At 72.8% G+C, this 15929-nt stretch carries 12 protein-coding genes; 8 read left to right on the top strand and 4 right to left on the bottom strand.

The window, feature by feature from the left end; all coding sequences use genetic code 11:
• Positions 1-416 precede the first annotated feature (416 nt).
• Positions 417-710: an SHOCT domain-containing protein gene (locus IG90_RS0102470; protein WP_030576720.1), complete on the bottom strand. Its 294-nt coding sequence runs from the start codon at positions 708-710 to the stop codon at positions 417-419.
• A 208-nt stretch (positions 711-918) separates the two neighbouring features.
• Here IG90_RS0102470 and IG90_RS0102465 point away from each other — a divergent pair, with 208 nt between their 5' ends.
• The 7 genes from IG90_RS0102465 (at position 919) to IG90_RS0102435 (ending at position 10206) form a co-directional block, all read left to right on the top strand.
• Positions 919-3720 (top strand): heavy metal translocating P-type ATPase, encoded by a 2802-nt coding sequence (locus tag IG90_RS0102465; protein ID WP_030576717.1) that lies wholly within the window; start codon positions 919-921, stop codon positions 3718-3720.
• Positions 3721-3797: 77 nt separating this feature from the next.
• Positions 3798-5846 carry an ATP-dependent zinc metalloprotease FtsH gene (ftsH, locus tag IG90_RS0102460; protein WP_078585157.1) on the top strand — a complete coding sequence of 683 codons (2049 nt, stop codon included), beginning with the start codon at positions 3798-3800 and terminating at the stop codon, positions 5844-5846.
• Positions 5843-7507 (top strand): MFS transporter, encoded by a 1665-nt coding sequence (locus IG90_RS0102455; protein WP_209443538.1) that lies wholly within the window; start codon positions 5843-5845, stop codon positions 7505-7507. The genes ftsH and IG90_RS0102455 overlap by 4 nt, the downstream gene beginning before the upstream one ends.
• A complete protein-coding gene (locus IG90_RS0102450; RefSeq protein ID WP_030576708.1) occupies positions 7504-7827 on the top strand; it encodes a metal-sensitive transcriptional regulator in 324 nt (107 codons plus the stop codon). The genes IG90_RS0102455 and IG90_RS0102450 overlap by 4 nt, the downstream gene beginning before the upstream one ends.
• 76 nt (positions 7828-7903) lie before the next feature.
• Positions 7904-8524: a class I SAM-dependent methyltransferase gene (locus tag IG90_RS0102445; RefSeq protein WP_030576705.1), complete on the top strand. Its 621-nt coding sequence runs from the start codon at positions 7904-7906 to the stop codon at positions 8522-8524.
• Between the two features lie 33 nt (positions 8525-8557).
• Positions 8558-9706: a lysylphosphatidylglycerol synthase transmembrane domain-containing protein gene (locus tag IG90_RS0102440; protein ID WP_078585167.1), complete on the top strand. Its 1149-nt coding sequence runs from the start codon at positions 8558-8560 to the stop codon at positions 9704-9706.
• Positions 9707-9921: 215 nt separating this feature from the next.
• A complete protein-coding gene (locus IG90_RS0102435; RefSeq protein WP_030576698.1) occupies positions 9922-10206 on the top strand; it encodes a hypothetical protein in 285 nt (94 codons plus the stop codon).
• 395 nt (positions 10207-10601) lie between these two features.
• Here IG90_RS0102435 and IG90_RS0102430 read toward each other — a convergent pair whose 3' ends face one another.
• The 3 genes from IG90_RS0102430 to IG90_RS0102420 all read right to left on the bottom strand — a co-directional run bounded on the left by IG90_RS0102430 (position 10602) and on the right by IG90_RS0102420 (position 14648).
• On the bottom strand, positions 10602-11621 hold the full coding sequence (locus IG90_RS0102430; RefSeq protein ID WP_030576694.1) for a hypothetical protein: 1020 nt from the start codon (positions 11619-11621) through the stop codon (positions 10602-10604).
• Positions 11622-12055: 434 nt separating this feature from the next.
• Entirely contained in the window at positions 12056-13144 is a 1089-nt protein-coding gene (locus IG90_RS0102425; RefSeq protein ID WP_051859931.1) for a galactose-1-phosphate uridylyltransferase, read from the bottom strand.
• A 37-nt stretch (positions 13145-13181) separates the two neighbouring features.
• On the bottom strand, positions 13182-14648 hold the full coding sequence (locus IG90_RS0102420) for a glycosyltransferase (protein WP_030576688.1): 1467 nt from the start codon (positions 14646-14648) through the stop codon (positions 13182-13184).
• Between the two features lie 403 nt (positions 14649-15051).
• On the opposite strand from IG90_RS0102420, the gene IG90_RS0102415 reads away from it, so the two are divergent.
• Entirely contained in the window at positions 15052-15927 is an 876-nt protein-coding gene (locus IG90_RS0102415; protein ID WP_030576685.1) for a universal stress protein, read from the top strand.
• Positions 15928-15929: the final 2 nt, after the last annotated feature.

The following is a 15929-nucleotide window of genomic DNA, read 5'->3' as shown; positions in this document are numbered from 1 at the left end:
GAGTGCTGCCAGGGCGACCCCCGAACCGCCTCATCCCATGGCGGCACACCGGAAAGCGGCAGATCGGCGTACAGGGAGCCGCGATGAGGAGGCGCCGCTCGGGTCCGTGCGGACCCGGGCGCCCTCACACCTGTACCGCAGGTTCCTGCTCAGCCGGCGCAGGGCATGCCGTCCCAGCCGGCGTGGCCCTGGTGCCTGCCGGGGTTGTGGGTTCCGGAGAATCCCATGGCCTGCGCGCACTGCCGCACGTGCTGACCAAACCCGGAACCCGGATCCGCGGGAGTGTCGGCCCTCGCGGTCGCCGGTGCGAGGGCCACTGCGGCCAGAGCCGCGAGGACGACGCCGATTCGCGTAATCGTTCGCATGACAGTTCCTCCCCTTTGAGGTGACCTGGTTCCGCCCTCGGCGGGCTCTGGTCACTGCTTGGTCAGGGTGGGCCCGCCGGTGCGCAGCACCTCCAGGCGGTGCCGGTACTCCTCCTCGTCGATCTCGCCGCGGGCGAACCGCTCGGCGAGCAGCTGCTCCGGGGTGGCGGATGCCGGCGGTGCAGACGGCGGGGTGGAGGTGCCGGTGTGCTCGGGCGGCCGGTTCAGGGCGCGGAAGAGCAGCACGAAGGCGGTGATGAGCAGGCCCCAGAAGACAACCATGCCGAGGGACATGCCGAACCAGCCCCAGCCGCTGATGTCGTGGTCGTTGTACCAGAACATCACGGTGATCCCTTCTCTCGATGCAGGGCGGAATGGAAGGACTCCGTCTCCCCGCAGCGGTAGCGGGGTACTACCAATCTCCTTCGTAGCAGTGGGCGGGCGCACGGGGCCACTCGGCCCTACTCACCGGGACGGATGACCCCTACATGGTGGGGGTACCCGGGGTGAGGGTGGATGACATACACCGCTTCCCGGCCCGAAGGAGTCCGTCATGGATGTGGCCGATCTCGTCGTCGTCCCCGTCTCCGCCGCGGTGATCGGCGCGCTGGGCTGGTTCTTCTTCGGCCCGCGCCGTGCGCGCACGGCCCGCGTCGAGGACGGGGTGCAGCGGGTGGAGGTGACGGTGCGGGGCGGCTACAGCCCCGACGTGATCCGGGTGCGGCAGGGCGTGCCGCTGGAGCTGGCGTTCGACCGTCAGGAGTCGGGGGATTGCACCTCGCGGGTGGTCTTCCCGGAGCTGGCGACCAGCGCGGCGCTGCCGGCCTTCGAGCGCACCACCGTCCGCCTCGTGCCGCGGCAGGCGGGCTCGTTCGGCTTCGCGTGCGGGATGAACATGATCCACGGCACGCTGGTCGTCGAGCCGACAGCAGGCGGCGCGGAAACGGACGGGGAACCGACCGCCACGGGGGAGGGGCCGCCCGCGGCCGCGGGGCCGAGTGAGGCGGCCGCGGCCGAGGAGGAGGCGGCGCAGGCCGAAGAGCGGCGCGCGGAGATCGCGGACCTGACCCGGCGGGTGGCCTTCGGCACGGTGCTGACGCTGCCGGTGCTCTTCGCGGTGATGGCACACGAACTCTTCGGTGCCGACTGGGTGCCGGGCATCCTGCTCAACGACTGGCTGCAGCTGGCGCTGATCACGCCGGTGATGTTCTACACCGGCTGGCCGATCCACCGCACCGGCTGGCTGACCCTGGCCCACCGGGCCGCGGACATGAACTCCCTGATCACGCTGGGCACGGTGGCAGCCTACGGCTACAGCCTGCTGGTCACCCTCGCCCCCGGCGTGCTGCCCGAGGACGTACGCGAGGTGTACTTCGAGGCGGTCGGGGTGATCCTCACCCTGATCCTGCTCGGCCGGCTGCTGGAGGCGAAGGCCAAGGCCGGCACCGGCGAGGCGATCCGCGCCCTGCTGGGCCTGCAGGCCCGCACGGCCCGGGTGATACGCGGCGGAGCCGAGAGTGAGATCCCGGTGGAGGACGTCGTCGTCGGTGACGAGGTGGTCATCCGGCCCGGCGAGAAGATCCCGGTCGACGCGAGCGTGCTGTCCGGAGCCTCCGCGGTGGACGAGTCCATGGTGACCGGGGAGCCGATGCCGGTGACCAAGCGGACCGGGGACACCGTGATCGGCGCCACCGTCAACGGCACGGGATCGCTGCGGGTGCGGGCGGCCAAGGTCGGCGCGGACACGGTGCTCGCCCAGATCATCCGGCTGGTGCAGCAGGCCCAGGCCTCCAAGGCCCCCATCCAGCGCCTGGCGGACGCCACGTCGGCGTACTTCGTACCGGCCGTCATCGCGCTCGCGGTGGTCACTTTCGCCGTCTGGTTCACCGTCGGCCCGGCCCCCGCGCTGACCCTGGCCCTGGTCTCGGCGGTCGCCGTACTGATCATCGCCTGCCCGTGCGCGCTGGGCCTGGCCACCCCGATGTCCATCATGGTCGCCACCGGCAAGGGAGCCCAGGCGGGCATCCTGATCCGCTCGGCCGAGGCGCTGGAGACCGCCCACAAGCTGGACACCGTGGTCCTGGACAAGACCGGCACCATCACCGCGGGCAAGCCGGTGCTCACCGACGTACGGCCCTTGGCCGGGATCGACGAGTCGGGGCTGCTGGCCCTGGTGGCCGGGGCCGAGCGCGACAGCGAGCATCCGCTGGCCGCCGCCCTCGTCGCCGGCGCCCGGGAGCGGGGCCTTGAGGTGCCCCCGGTGGGCGGCTTCGACTCGGTCACCGGCAAGGGCGTGCAAGCCACCGTGGACGGGCACGCGGTCCTGGTCGGCGCCGCCCGCCTGCTGTCCGACGCAGGGATCGACACCGCCGCCCTCACCCCACTCGCGACCGAGTTGTCCGCCCAGGGCAAGACACCTGTCCTCGCTGCCGTGGACGGTGCTCCTGCCGGGGTCCTGGGCGTCGCGGACACCGTCAAGGAGGACTCCGCCGCCGCCATCACCGCCCTGCGCGGGCTCGGCGTGGACGTCGTCATGCTCACCGGCGACAACCGGCGCACCGCCGCCGCCATCGCCGCGCAGGTCGGAGTGGAGCGGGCGCTGGCGGAGGTGCTGCCGGAGCACAAGGCCGACGCGATCCGCCGACTGCAGGGCGAGGGCCGCCGGGTCGGCATGGTCGGCGACGGCATCAACGACGCCCCCGCGCTTGCCCAGGCCGACGTGGGCTTCGCGATCGGCACCGGCACCGACGTGGCCATCGAGGCCTCCGACATCACCCTCATCTCCGGCTCCCTGGCCGGGGTCGTCACCGCGATCCGGCTGTCGCGCGCGACCATGCGCAACATCCGGCAGAACCTGTTCTTCGCCCTCGCCTACAACGCCACCGGCATCCCGATCGCGGCCGGTGTCCTCTACCCGTGGCTGGGCATCCGGCTCAGCCCGATCCTGGCCGCCGCCGCCATGGCCCTGTCCTCGCTGTCGGTGGTCACCAACGCCAACCGGCTGCGCCGCCACCACCCCGCCCCGCTGCCCGCCGCCGCCCCGGCCGCGGTCGAGCCGCGGGTGGAGGTCCCGGCCGAGCAGCAACCGCAACCCGAACCCGCCACGACCGCACACTCCGTCACGACACCGGAGGACGACATGAGCATCCGGCGCCACAACCACCACCAGCACCACGAGGCGGCCGCCACCGTCACCGACCCGGTATGCAGGATGCCCATCAGCCCGGAAGCCGCCGCCGACAGCGAGACGGTGCACGACGTGACGTACTACTTCTGCTCCGCCCAGTGCGCCGCGACCTTCCGCGCCGACCCGCACCGCTACATCGTCCACGCCCACCACGGCGACACGCCCTGAGCCGACGACGGTGCCCGGCCTCTCGGGGGCGCGCCGGGCCGGGCGCCGCAGCGGCCCACAAGGATGGGAAGGCAGCCATGACCAAGCAGGCAACCCCGCCCCCGGAGGGCGACCGGCCCACGCCCACGGCGCCGCCGCCTCCCCCTCGCTGGCGGCACTGGCTGTGGCCGATCGCCGCCCTGGCCGCCGTCCTGCTGTGGGCCACCCTGCCCAACGTGCAGGGCCCGGAGAAGATGGACCTGAACTACTCACAGTTCGTCCAGCAGGTCGACACGGGCAAGGTCAAGACGGTCACCCTCAAGACCGACGGGAAGGCAGGCGGAACCCTCACCAACGGCCACCGCTACACGGTCACCATCCCCGTCGACCTCGCCGGGGAGCAGCTGCTGGACCGGCTGCAGGACAAGAAGGTGACGATCACCGCGTCCTCGCCCACGCCGTCCTTCGGCTCCCAGTTCCTGTCCTGGACGCTGATCCTCGCCCCGTTCCTGATCATCGGCTGGCTCTGGTACCGGATGTCGAAGGGCGCCATGGCCCAGATGCACGGCGCCCTCGGCGGCGTCGGCAAGTCCAAGGCCAAGGTGTTCGACGCCGAACGCCCCAAGACCGGCTTCGCCGATGTCGCGGGCTACGAGGGCGCCAAGGCGGAGATCGCCGAGGTGGTCGACTTCCTGCGCCGGCCCGAGCGCTACCACAAGGCCGGCGCCACCGCACCGCGGGGCGTGCTCATGGTCGGTCCGCCCGGCACCGGCAAGACCCTGCTCGCCCGCGCGGTCGCCGGGGAGGCGGACGTGCCGTTCCTGTCGGTGGCCGGCTCCAGCTTCGTCGAGATGTACGTCGGTGTCGGCGCCGCCCGAGTACGGGACCTGTTCGCCGAGGCCCGCAAACGCGCCCCCGCGATCGTCTTCGTCGACGAGATCGACGCCCTGGGCGGGCGCAGGGGCGCCGGAGCGGTGGTGTCCAACGACGAACGCGAACAGACCCTCAACCAACTCCTGTCGGAGATGGACGGCTTCGAAGGAGCCGAGGGCATCGTGGTGCTCGCCGCCACCAACCGGCCCGAGGTCCTCGACCCCGCCCTGCTGCGCCCGGGCCGCTTCGACCGGCAGGTCACCGTCCCGCTGCCCACCCTCGCCGAACGGGCCGCCATCCTCACCGTGCACTGCCACAGCAAGCGCCTCGATGCCGGCGTCGACCTGGACGTGGTGGCCCGCGGCACGCCGGGCTTCTCCGGCGCCGACCTGGCCAACCTGGCCAACGAGGCCGCCATCGTCGCCGTACGCGACGGCCGGGACGTCCTGACCGCCGACGACTTCGCACAAGCCCGCGACCGGATCCTGCTCGGCCGCCGCGAGGGCTCCAACGTCCTGCTGCCCGCCGAGAAGCACGCGGTCGCCGTCCACGAGTCCGGCCACGCCCTGGTCGCCGCGCTCAGCCCCAGCGCGGACCCGGTCGCCAAGGTCACCATCCTGCCCGCAGGCCAGACCCTCGGCGTCACCGAGCAACTGCCCTTGATCGAGCGCCACCTGTACGGCGAGGACTACCTCACCCAGACGCTCGCCGTCCGCCTCGGCGGGCGCGCGGCCGAACTCGTCGCACTCGGCCAGGGCTCCACCGGCGCCGCCAACGACCTGGCCGGGGCCACCGAACTGGCCACCAAAATGGTCCGCGAGTTCGGCCTGTCCACCTCGCTCGGCCCGGTCGGATACCCCCAGGGCGGCTCGGTCTTCCTCGGCAGCGGCGGCTCCGCCCTCTCCAGCCGGCCCTTCGCCGAGGCCACCCAGGCCGCCATCGACACCGAGGTCGCCCGCCTGCTCCGCGACGCCGAAGACAGCGCCACCACGTTGCTGGAAGCCCACCGCGACGAGCTGCAGGGCCTGGTCGAGCTGTTGCTGGAGCAGGAGACCGTCGACGGCACCGCCGTCTACCGCCTGCTGGGCACCCAGCCCCCCACCGAGCACACCCCCGGCACGACGGTGGCGCCCCGCCGCGTCACCGTCACCAAACAGCCCGCCACCCACCACAGCGGCCCCGCAGCCGCGCCAGAGCAGCCCGCGACCGGATCAGACGGCGCACCTCGCGGCGTGACCGGCCGGACGGCGACGAAGCCCAGGGACCCGCGATGAGCACCACCCGGCGCGGTGCCGCGCTCTTCACCAAGGTCCGCCAGGCGATGTCGTTTCTGACGCACCGGGACGTCCGATCCCCGCACGGGAGCGGGGGAGGCCGTTCCTGGCGAGAAGGCAGCCCCACCGGACTTCCCCGTGACGCGGAACAGACCTCGGCCTTCCCCTGGCAGACCGCCGGACCCAACGGGGAACCCGCGACCGCCGGTTCACCGGGCCCGACCCGGCGAGGGTGGGTGCTGGCGGTCGTCTCCGTGGCATGGTTCCTGGTGCTGATCGACGACACCGCGGTCGTCGTCGCGCTGCCGCCGCTCGGGCGCGAGCTCGGGCTGGGGCTGGCCGGGCTGGAGTGGGTGATCAACCTCTACACCCTCACCTTCGCGGTGCTCACCCTGTGGGGCGGCATGCTCGCCGACCGGTTCGGCTCCCGGCCCGTCTTCCTGGCCGGGCTGGCGGTGTTCACCGTCTCCTCACTGACCGCCGGGCTGTCGCCGGACGGCGGCGCGCTGATCGGGCTGCGCGCCGCCCAGGGCGCCGGGGCGGCGCTGATGGGTCCGGCCTCCCTCGCCCTGCTGCTCACCTCGTTCCCCGGCCGCTCCCGCCCACTGGCCCTGGGGGTGTGGTCCGGTGTCGGCGCCGCCGCCCTGGCCGGCGGCCCGCTGGTGGGCGCCCTGCTGACCAGCGGCCTCGGCTGGCGGTCCATCTTCTGGATCAACGCCCCGCTCGGTGTCGCCGTCTGGGCCGTCGCCCGCCGCACCCTGCCCGCCCCGCCGCCCGTGCCCCGCCCCGGGCGAATCGACTTCGCCGGCGGACTCGCCTCGGCCGTCGGCCTCACGGCCCTGATCTACGCGCTGACGCAGGCCAACGCCTACGGCGCGGCCTCGGCGACGCTGTGGGCCCTGCTCGCCACCGCCGTGGCCGCCCTCGCGCTCTTCATCCGCATCGAGCGCCGGGCCGCGGCACCGCTGCTGGAGCTGTCCCTGCTGCGCCGGCCGGGCTTCCTGCCCGGAAACCTGCTGGGCATGGCCAGCCTCGCCGTCATGTGCAGCGTGTTCTTCTTCCTCTCCCTCTACCTGCAGCTCGCCGCCGGGGACACCGCCCTGCAAGCCGGCCTGGCCCTGCTGCCACTGACCCTGCTCGGCGCGGTCGTCGCGCCCGCGGCGGGCTGGCTGGTCCCCCGCCTCGGCGCCCGCACCCTCATCGGCGCGGGCATGGCGCTCACCGCCGCCGGACTCGTGCTGCTGGCCGGCATCAGCCCTGGCTGGGGAGCCGGCCAGCTGCAACCGGGACTGCTGGTGACGGGCCTGGGCATCGGGCTGTCCACCACAGCCATCACCACCGCCACCCTCGAACACATCCCGGATCGCCACACCGGCATCGCCAGCGCCACCCTCAACGCCTTCCGCATGATCGGACTGTCCCTCGGCATCGCCGTCATGGGCGCCATCGTCGCCGCCCAGTGGCCCGGCGACCTGACCCGCACCCGCCCCACCGGCACCACCTTCACCGACGGGATCGCCGACGGCCTGCTGATCAACGCGGCCATCGCCGCCGCCGCGGCCATCCTGGCCATCACCACCCTGCGCACCACACGAACACCGCATGACGATCGCGCGGCGGCCCCGGCCGCCCAGCGACAGGAGGGAGTTGAGCGGCGATGACCGCCACCACCGGCAGCGACCACGCCCAGCACCCGGCACCGCCCGGGTACCACGGCCACAAGACCGACCACCTCGCCCGCCTGCACCGGGTGGAGGGACAGGTACGCGGGATCACCCGCATGGTCGACGACGACCGGTACTGCATCGACGTCCTCACCCAGATCAGCGCCGTCACCCACGCCCTGCACGAGGTCGCCCTCGGCCTGCTCGACGACCACGTACGGCACTGCGTACTGGACGCGGCCAAGACGGAACCCGCCGCCGCAGACGCCAAGTTCGAGGAGATCACCGTCGCAATGCGCCGCGCCCTGCGGCTGTGAACCGCGGGCCGACCAGCCGCGCCGAGCACGCCGGTGCGATCCGCCGCGCGCCCACGAAGGAGGAAGAGCCGTGCTGATGAACCGGATGGAGACCGTCCTGGTCAACTCCCCGCCCCGGCGCTGGCTGCAGCGCTTCTACGAGGTGCCCGCGCTGCGGCGCCTGGGCGGCCCGCTGCCGCCCGGCGCCCATGTCCTGGAGATCGGCTGCGGCCCCGGCTACGGCACCCAGCTGCTCCTGCGCGACATGGGAGCGGCCCACGTCGACGCCGTCGACCTCGACCCGGCGATGACCGCCCGGGCACGCCGCCGCCTGGCGCCGCTCGCCGACCGCGTCCGGCTGGCCACCGGCAGCGCCACCGACCTGCGCGCGGCGCTGGGCGCCGAGGACCACACCTACGACGCGGTCTTCGACTTCGCGATCATCCACCACATCCCCGACTGGCGCTCGGCCCTCGACGAGATCGCCCGCGTCCTGCGCCCCGGCGGGACCTTCTACTTCGACGAGGTCACCGCGCTCGCCCTGGCCACCCGCACCTACCGCCTGCTGTTCGACCACCCCCGCGACGACCGGTTCACCCCCACCGACTTCCTCACCGAACTCGACCGGCGCGGCCTCGTGGTCGACGGCCACCACCGGACCTGGCGCGCCGGCCACTACCTGATCGGCGCCGCCGCCTACCGGCCCCGGCAAACCTGAGCGATGCATCCCGACGGCGTCCCGGAGACGGTCATGCCCCGCAGCCATCCCGCCGAGTCGCGGGCCCGCCTCGGCCGCCGGCACGGCCGATCACCGCACCGCCTTCCCAGACGGCCGCCGACGGCCGCGCAGGCACGCTCACCCACACGCCCCGGCTGGGCGTGGTGGCTGGGCGCCGCCGTCCTCCTGGCGGCCGCGCTCCTGCTCGCCACCAACCACAGCCATGAACTGGCCGGAGCGGCCCAGCTCCTCACCCAGGTGAGCCCGCCCAAGCTCACGGTCGCGCTGGCCGCCGAGGCGGCGTCCCTCGTGTGCTTCGCCGCGGTGCAGCGCTGGCTGCTGCACGCCGGCGGGGCGCGTCTGAGCCTGAAGAGCATGACGGCGCTGGCCGTGGCCGCGAACGCCGTGGCCGGGGCGCTGCCCGGCGGCGCGGCCTTCTCCGCCGCCTGGCTCTACCGGCAGCTGCGCCGACGCCACGTGGGCCAAGTCCTCGCGGCGGCGGTACTGGTGGTCGCCGGGACCCTGTCGGCACTCAGCCTGTTCATCCTGCTGGTGGCCGGGGCGCTCACCGCGGGCCTGGGCGGCCCCGGCGGCGCGGTGCTGCGCCCCGCCCTGGGCGTGGCGGGCCTGGCGCTGAGCGTCGGCCTGGTCGCCCTGGCACTCTTCCGCCTCCCGGGTTTCCGCGCTGCGGCCGGGCGGGCGTGGACGCGGGCGGGCGAGCGCTACCGGCGCGTCCGGCAGATCGAGGACGCGCTCATGCGCCTGGTCGCCCAGGCCCGCAGCGTGCAGCCCGGATTGAGGCCCTGGCTGCGGCCGTTCGGCCTCGCTCTGCTCAACTGGGCGTTCGACATCGCATGCCTGGCCGCCGCCATATGGGCGCTGGGCATCGGCATACCCTGGCGCGGCCTGCTGCTCGCGTACGCACTCACCCAGATCCCGGGCAGTCTGCGTCTGACCCCGGGCAGCATCGGCATCGTCGAGGCGAGCCTGGCGACCCTCCTCACCGTCTACGGCCTGCGCCCGGACCAGGCCATCGCCGCCACCCTGCTGTACCGGATCGCCAGTTACTGGGTGCTGCAGCCGATCGGCTGGGCCACCTGGATCGCACTGACCTTCCGCGCCCGACGGCCCGCACCGGACCGCACGGGCGGGCCGGACCAAGACCCGGACACCCCGCACTGACCGGTGGGTAAGTCCGCCAGTCCCGACGGGCAGTTGGCGACGCGCCCCGCACCGGCTGCGAACCGACCCCAGCCAGGGGACGGGCCGATTCCCTCAGGGGCGGATGGTCCCCACCAGGGCCGGTCGGCCTCTACGCCGCCCGCCCGATCCTGCGCCAGTCTGAAGTCCCTGGCCGCACGCACCCCGCTTCGCCGGCGAGACCCCCGGAGGCCGTCATGCGAGCAATCCGCAAGCAACGCAGTGTCCAGCCACCCGCCGGGACGCTGTCCCTGGCGTCCGCCGGACGCACTGTCCCCGTCGATGTGGCGCTTCGGCTGCCGGACGTCATGCTGCTCGTGATCGAGGACGCCTGTGCCCGGATCGCCGAGGCGGACTGGCGGCTGCGCCGCCCCTCGTGGCGGCGGCCGCGAGCCCGCCTGCGCTGGTACCGCGAGCGTCGGCAGCTGCGGGCGAAGACCGCCCGGGTCCGCGCCCTCGCCAAGGAGTACCTGGATCGGTAGACCAGGTTGTCCACCCGCGATCGCCGTCTCGTCCCCGGACCAGTGCCCGGCACTCGGCGGGACCGCCCGCGCCGTACGTGCGCGGCAGCCGCAGCTCCGCGCCAAGGTCAGCTGTCCCGTCCCTTCCCTTGGCGTTTTGTCGTTGTCCCGGTTGAACTTGTCTGGTTCGCCGTTCGTCACGGGGATGTTGTCGCGTACTGCGTCCGCCAGGGCTCGGCGTCCCAGGGCGTTTTGTCGCTCGCCTGCGCTTGTCCTGTGTGGGCGAACCTCGGAAAGTGCCCACCGAGGTACGGATGATCACCGTACGCGCGTGAGCACCTACGAAGGGTGGCTATGCGCGGAAACCGTTGTCCCAATTCCGCTGAGCCAGAGACCAGGGGCTGTCAGGCCCGGTCTCAGAACTCGCACTCGGCGTCATCGAAGATGACGCAGCCGATGTCGGTTCTGTACGGCACGGGGGCCACGATGATCAGGTCCTGCCTGGTCCATTCGACGCGCAGCACCATGCTGACCGGGGCCACGGTCATGTACTGCCATGGATCCCCCTCCGGCTTGTACATCCCCGCGACCGCGACGGCGATGCAGTGCCCGAGTTCCTCGGTGTAGACGTACCAGGGAGCCAGCTCGGGCGGCAGGGGCTGCGGGTGGGCGCGGTCGGGCACGACGGATTCGCCATCGCATGCCGCCGTCATCAGCATCGCCGCCCGGTCGTCGGACAGGCCGGTCGGTGCGGCGGGTCTGTGGACCGGGATCGTCTTCCGGGCATGGGCCGCGCCGTCGCGGATCCACTTGCGGTATTTCTCGCCGGCTGCCAGGGCCTCGCGGGCCTCGCGCAGATCACAGCCGAGGGCGGCGGCGGTGCACGCGACGGCGTCCTCACCGTCGCCGTAGCTTCCTTCCAGGTGCCGGGCGCGCAGCGCCTTCAGCCGGGCCAGCTCGGCCTTGACGACGGCCATCCGGTCCCGTATGCAGGCGTCGATCCCGGCCGGGCCGTCCACGCCTGCCAGTTGGAACCACCACTCTGGCTTGCCGCGCATCCCCGACAGCCAGATCCGGTCCAGCTCCTCCAGCGCGTCCAGGTCACCTTCCTCGATCCCGGGCGCGAGGGCGTATGTCCTGCACCGCCCCGGCCTGTTCAGCCGCTCCAGGACCGTCTCGGACAGCTTCTTGCGGATCCACGCTTCGGCCTCAAGAGCGTCCCACTGGTCCAGGGCCCAGAACGTCCTCTTGCCCCGACCCCTGCGCCGCAGATGGAAGACCGTGGCGGCGGGCTCGGAGAGCCACAGACACTCTCCCGGCCGCGCGATCGCGGCGGTGATCGCGGACAGTTCCTCGGTGTCGCGGTACTGCCCGGTGGCCAGGTCCACCAGTTCCTCGTAGGGATAATCCGGCTCACGGAAGAGAGTGAAACTCATGAGGGTTCCATCCGGTGGTCAGGCGCGGTGGTGGTCAGGACGTTCGGCGCATCCCAGGGGCTACCGCTCGAGGACGGGCCCACGGCAACGGCCCGCTGGGCACGGCACCTGGGATGGGATCCGGACAGCCGAGGCACGCCCCGTCACACGACGGCTCCGGCGGTCGCAGGCCGCAGACGGCACGGCGGTACGGGCCAGCCCAGCGCCGTGCGTACGTACGAACGGCCGCCCACGCCCACCCCATTTCCCATCTGCAGAGGAGCCCGACGGCCGCCGGCCATCGGCCCACACAGCAGGTTCTCCCTCCCCGCTCATGTCAGACGATGCTAGGTGAACCGATCACGCTGCGCTACAACGGGTGTTGGACCTCCCCGGCCCGCTGGCCGGCCTGGTCAGCGGTGTGTCCGGGAAGGAACGTGAAGCGGGACGGGACATCAGCGCACCGCTGCCTGGCCAGGTCCCTCAGTTCTCTTCTGGACCGCCGCCCCGTGACCGGGGCTGCGGCTGCCCGAGGAAAGCTGCGCCAGGGCGTTGCGCAGGTCGGCGGCGGCCTGCTCGGGCGGCACGGTGATGACCGCCATGCCGCTGCCCAGTTCGAAGCCGGCGGTCTCGGTCAGGTGGGGCAGCAGCTGCAGGTGCCACAGGAAGTAGTCGGTGCCTTCTTCGCCGTTGGGGGCGCTGAGCAGCAGGTAGTTGTACGCGATGTCGCCGAGCAGGTGGCGCAGTGCGGCGAGCAGCCGCCGTAGCAGCGCGGCGGTGCCGGCCAGGACCGCGTCCGGGGTGTCGGCGAAGGAGGCGTGGTGGACGCGGGGCATCAGCCAGGTCTCGTACGGGGCGCGCGGGGCGAAAGGGGCGAGCACGACGGCGTGTTCACTGGCGGCGATGATCCGGGCGCCGTCGGCGAGTTCGGCGTCGCGGACGTCGGTGTACAGGCAGCGGCCGGTGTCGTCGTAGTGGGCGCGGGCGACGTCGAACAGGTGCCGATGGCGCAGCGGCACGATCGGCGTGGCCATGATCTGGGAATGCGGGTGGGGCAGGGAGCTGCCGGCGGCGGCGCCGTGGTTGCGGAACGGCAGCACCAGGCCTGGGCGTTTCGCGCGCAGTGCCGCGCAGCGGGCGCGGTAGGCCCGCAGCACGTTGGCCACCGCCGTATCGTCGCCGTCGGGCAGGTCCCAGTCATGGTGCGGGGACTCGATGACGACCTCGTGGCTGCCGACGCCGTCCGCGCGGATGAACAGGCCTTCGCCGGGGCGGACCCCTGCACGATGGGCGGTGGTCTGCGCACGCGGAGTCAGGAGGGGGTAGCGGTTGCGCACCACTCGTACGGCCCAAGTGGCATCGGGGGCGGGCAGGCGCCACAGTTCCTCGGGCGTCTCCTGCTCGTGGCCGGGGCAGAACGGGCAGCGCGCCCGCGCAGCGGGTGGGGTGGGCGCCGCGGCGGGTATCTGGCGGGGGCGCGAGCTGCGGCCAGGGGCGATGACGACCCAGGTCCGGGTGAACGGGTCCCGCCGCAGCTCGGACATCACCGGCCTCTTTCGCTCTCGTCCCGCTGTGCGTGTGTCAGCCGTCCCGGCGCGCCTGGCTCCTCCCGAGCGTCCCGAAGACGGCACGCAGGTAGAGCTGCGGGGAGAGGGCGAACTGGCGCTGGCAGGAGGCCGAGCAGAACCGGAACAGCGTCCCGTCGTGGCGGGTGTGGTAGGCGGCATCGGCGTTGACGCGCATGCCGCAGACGGGGTCGCGGTCCTCTCCGGCCACGCCCACGGAGGGGAGCACGCGGGTGGCAGGTTCAGGGGTGTCGAGGAGGCTGGCGATGAGCCGTAGTTCGTCCGCGATCAGGCGGGGCAGCAGGAAGCGGCGGCGTACCACCTCCCGCCCGGCGGCGGCCATCCGGCGTGCTTTTGCCGGGTCGGCGAGCAGGGCGAGCACTGCCTCGGCGCATTCCTCCACCGAGGCGACCAGGTGTCCGCCGGCGCCGTCGGGCAGCTGAAGGGGGATGCCGCCGGCCCGCCCGGCGACCACCGGCGTGCCCTTCCAGACGGCTTCGGAGACCACCAGCCCGAAGCCCTCCCGCAGCGATTTCTGGATCACCACGTCGGCGTGCCGCTGGAAGGCGTTGACCTCGATGTTTCCGATCCCGGTGAGGTTGGTGAGCAGGTAGATGTCCGGGTCGTCGGCCACGGCCTCGCTGATCTGCCGGTACACCTGCCAGCCCTCGGGGTCGTCCAGCGCCATTGCCCCGACCAGGGCCAGCTGGAGATCAGACGTCTGCCGCTTGACCAGCCGGTAGGCGGCGATCACGCCGAGGGGGTCCTTCCACGGGTCGAACCGCGACACCTGGGTGAGCAGCGGCCGGGTGGTGTCCACGCCGATCCAGCCCAGCACCCGGGCCGCGAAGCCCGCCTCCAGGTCCATGTTCTTCGGGCTCAGCGGGTCGATTGCGGGCGGGATGATCTCCACCCGGCCGGTGGGCAGGTCCGGCGGCGCGAACGCGCCCAGGGTGAAGACCGCCGCGTCGTAGTCGGCCAGCAGCGGCCGCAGCCTGGCCCACACCGCCGGATTCGGCTGGGAGCTGTCGATGTGACAGCGCCACATCCACGTGGCGTCGCCCCGGCCCCGCAGATGCGGCAGCGCCAGCGGCTGCGGATCGTGCACCACGACCACGTCGTAGGACTCCTCCAGCTGGGCCGAGAACTCGGCGGAGATCTTCTCGTACACCCGCCATGCGGCCTCCTCCACGCCCCGCGGGTCTCCCTGCAGACCGTTGTGGATGGCTTTGGTGACGGTGAAGAACTCCGGTGAGCCGGTGATGGTCTTCCAGTCGGCGACCAGCCCCAGATCCCGCATCAGCGGCACCTGGGAGCGCAGGATCTCCGCCACCCCGCCACCGTAGGAGGTGGCATTGACCTGCAGCACCCGCGCCCCCTCCAGCGGCACGGCCAGTGCCCGCACCTCATCGATCTCCGCATCCCCGCAGCACGCCCGGTAGGCGTCCAGCCGCTGGCGGCCGACATCCACGGTCTGCAGCATGCTCGACTCCTCGTGCATCATGCGGCGGGCAGCCACACCGCCTCGGCGGTGCAGGCACAGCCGAGGCGGCGACGGTTCCCATCCTTCCGCCCAGCTGGGCGGGGTGCATCCCGGGCCGGTCCTCGCACGCGACGGCCGCAGGTGCCTGCTCGGGGGCGTCCGGTGCCTGCCCGGCCTGCTGCCGCCCGCCGGACGGCATCTGGAGCCTGCCGGACTGCAGGACGCGCCGGCCGGGATGCGACAACACCTCGGACGGCGGATGCTGGTCCGCAGGAACGTTACGGACGCCGGCCAGGACCCACGTCCCGCGCGGGCCCTGCGGCCTCAGGCCGAGGCTGAAGAGGCCAGGGGCGGGGCTGAAAGTCTCCCAGGCCCCATGCCGTGTGCGGCGGAGGTAGCGGCCATGGAACCAGTCGTCACCGCGGGCCTGGACGGTTCCCCGGAGAGTGGGTCCGCTGCGCGGTGGGCGGCAGACGAGGCGGTGCGGCGCGGGCTGTCGCTGCGCCTGGTCCACGCGTGGGCCCCGCCCCCGCCCACGGCGGCGGACATCCCGGTCCCGCAGGACACGCAGAGCCACTGGGCGCAGCTTCTCCTGCGCGACACGCAGAGCGAACTGCGCGAGCTCCACCCGGGCCTGCCCGTCACCACGGACCTGGTCCCGGAGGAAGCCACCGCCGCGCTGCTCACTGCCGGGGCAGCCGGCGAGATGCTGGTGCTCGGCTCGCGAGGCATCGGCCCGGTCAGGGGATTCTTCCTCGGCGACATCGGTCTGCATGTGGTGGCACGAGCCGATCGGCCCGTCGTCCTGGTCCGCGCCGGCGAGCAGCGCGACGAGGAGGCACCCTGCGCCGAGGCCGCCAGTGTGGTCGTGGGACTGGACCTGCGCCGACGGTGCGAGGAGGTGCTTGAGTTCGCCTTCGGTGCCGCTGCCCTGCGCGGCACCGTACTGCGTGCCGTCCACTGCAGGAGTCTGCCGGTCCCGGCCTCCGCGTTGTGGTATGCGAGCCCCGAGGCCGCCGAAGCCGTCGCGCGTGCGGCGGGACAGGAACTGTGCGCGGTCCTGCGCCCGTGGCAGGAGAGGTTTCCCGGGGTGCGGGTCATCGATGAAGTCCTGTTCGACAGCCCTGCACGGGCCGTGGCGCACGTGGCGCACGGATCCGCGCTCCTGGTCGTGGGCCGTCGGCGGGACCGCCCCGCCCTGGCACCGGGCATCGGCCCGGTGGCCCACGCCGCCATCCACCACGCACTGTGCCCGGTCGCTGTCATCGCTCACGACTGATC

The organism is Streptomyces anulatus, assembly GCF_000721175.1.
Classification (GTDB): Bacteria; Actinomycetota; Actinomycetes; order Streptomycetales; family Streptomycetaceae; genus Streptomyces; species Streptomyces anulatus_C.
This window is presented reverse-complemented; position numbering and strand designations above follow the sequence as displayed.

Bases quoted from the DNA above. Each gene is read 5' to 3' on its own strand.
- IG90_RS0102465 (WP_030576717.1), top strand. From the start codon at position 919: ATGGATGTGGCCGATCTCGTCGTCGTCCCCGTCTCCGCCGCGGTGATC.
- ftsH (WP_078585157.1), top strand. From the start codon at position 3,798: ATGACCAAGCAGGCAACCCCGCCCCCGGAGGGCGACCGGCCCACGCCC.
- IG90_RS0102455 (WP_209443538.1), top strand. From the start codon at position 5,843: ATGAGCACCACCCGGCGCGGTGCCGCGCTCTTCACCAAGGTCCGCCAG.
- IG90_RS0102450 (WP_030576708.1), top strand. From the start codon at position 7,504: ATGACCGCCACCACCGGCAGCGACCACGCCCAGCACCCGGCACCGCCC.
- IG90_RS0102445 (WP_030576705.1), top strand. From the start codon at position 7,904: ATGAACCGGATGGAGACCGTCCTGGTCAACTCCCCGCCCCGGCGCTGG.
- IG90_RS0102440 (WP_078585167.1), top strand. From the start codon at position 8,558: ATGCCCCGCAGCCATCCCGCCGAGTCGCGGGCCCGCCTCGGCCGCCGG.
- IG90_RS0102435 (WP_030576698.1), top strand. From the start codon at position 9,922: ATGCGAGCAATCCGCAAGCAACGCAGTGTCCAGCCACCCGCCGGGACG.
- IG90_RS0102430 (WP_030576694.1), bottom strand. From the start codon at position 11,621: ATGAGTTTCACTCTCTTCCGTGAGCCGGATTATCCCTACGAGGAACTG.
- IG90_RS0102425 (WP_051859931.1), bottom strand. From the start codon at position 13,144: ATGTCCGAGCTGCGGCGGGACCCGTTCACCCGGACCTGGGTCGTCATC.
- IG90_RS0102420 (WP_030576688.1), bottom strand. From the start codon at position 14,648: ATGCTGCAGACCGTGGATGTCGGCCGCCAGCGGCTGGACGCCTACCGG.
- IG90_RS0102415 (WP_030576685.1), top strand. From the start codon at position 15,052: ATGGAACCAGTCGTCACCGCGGGCCTGGACGGTTCCCCGGAGAGTGGG.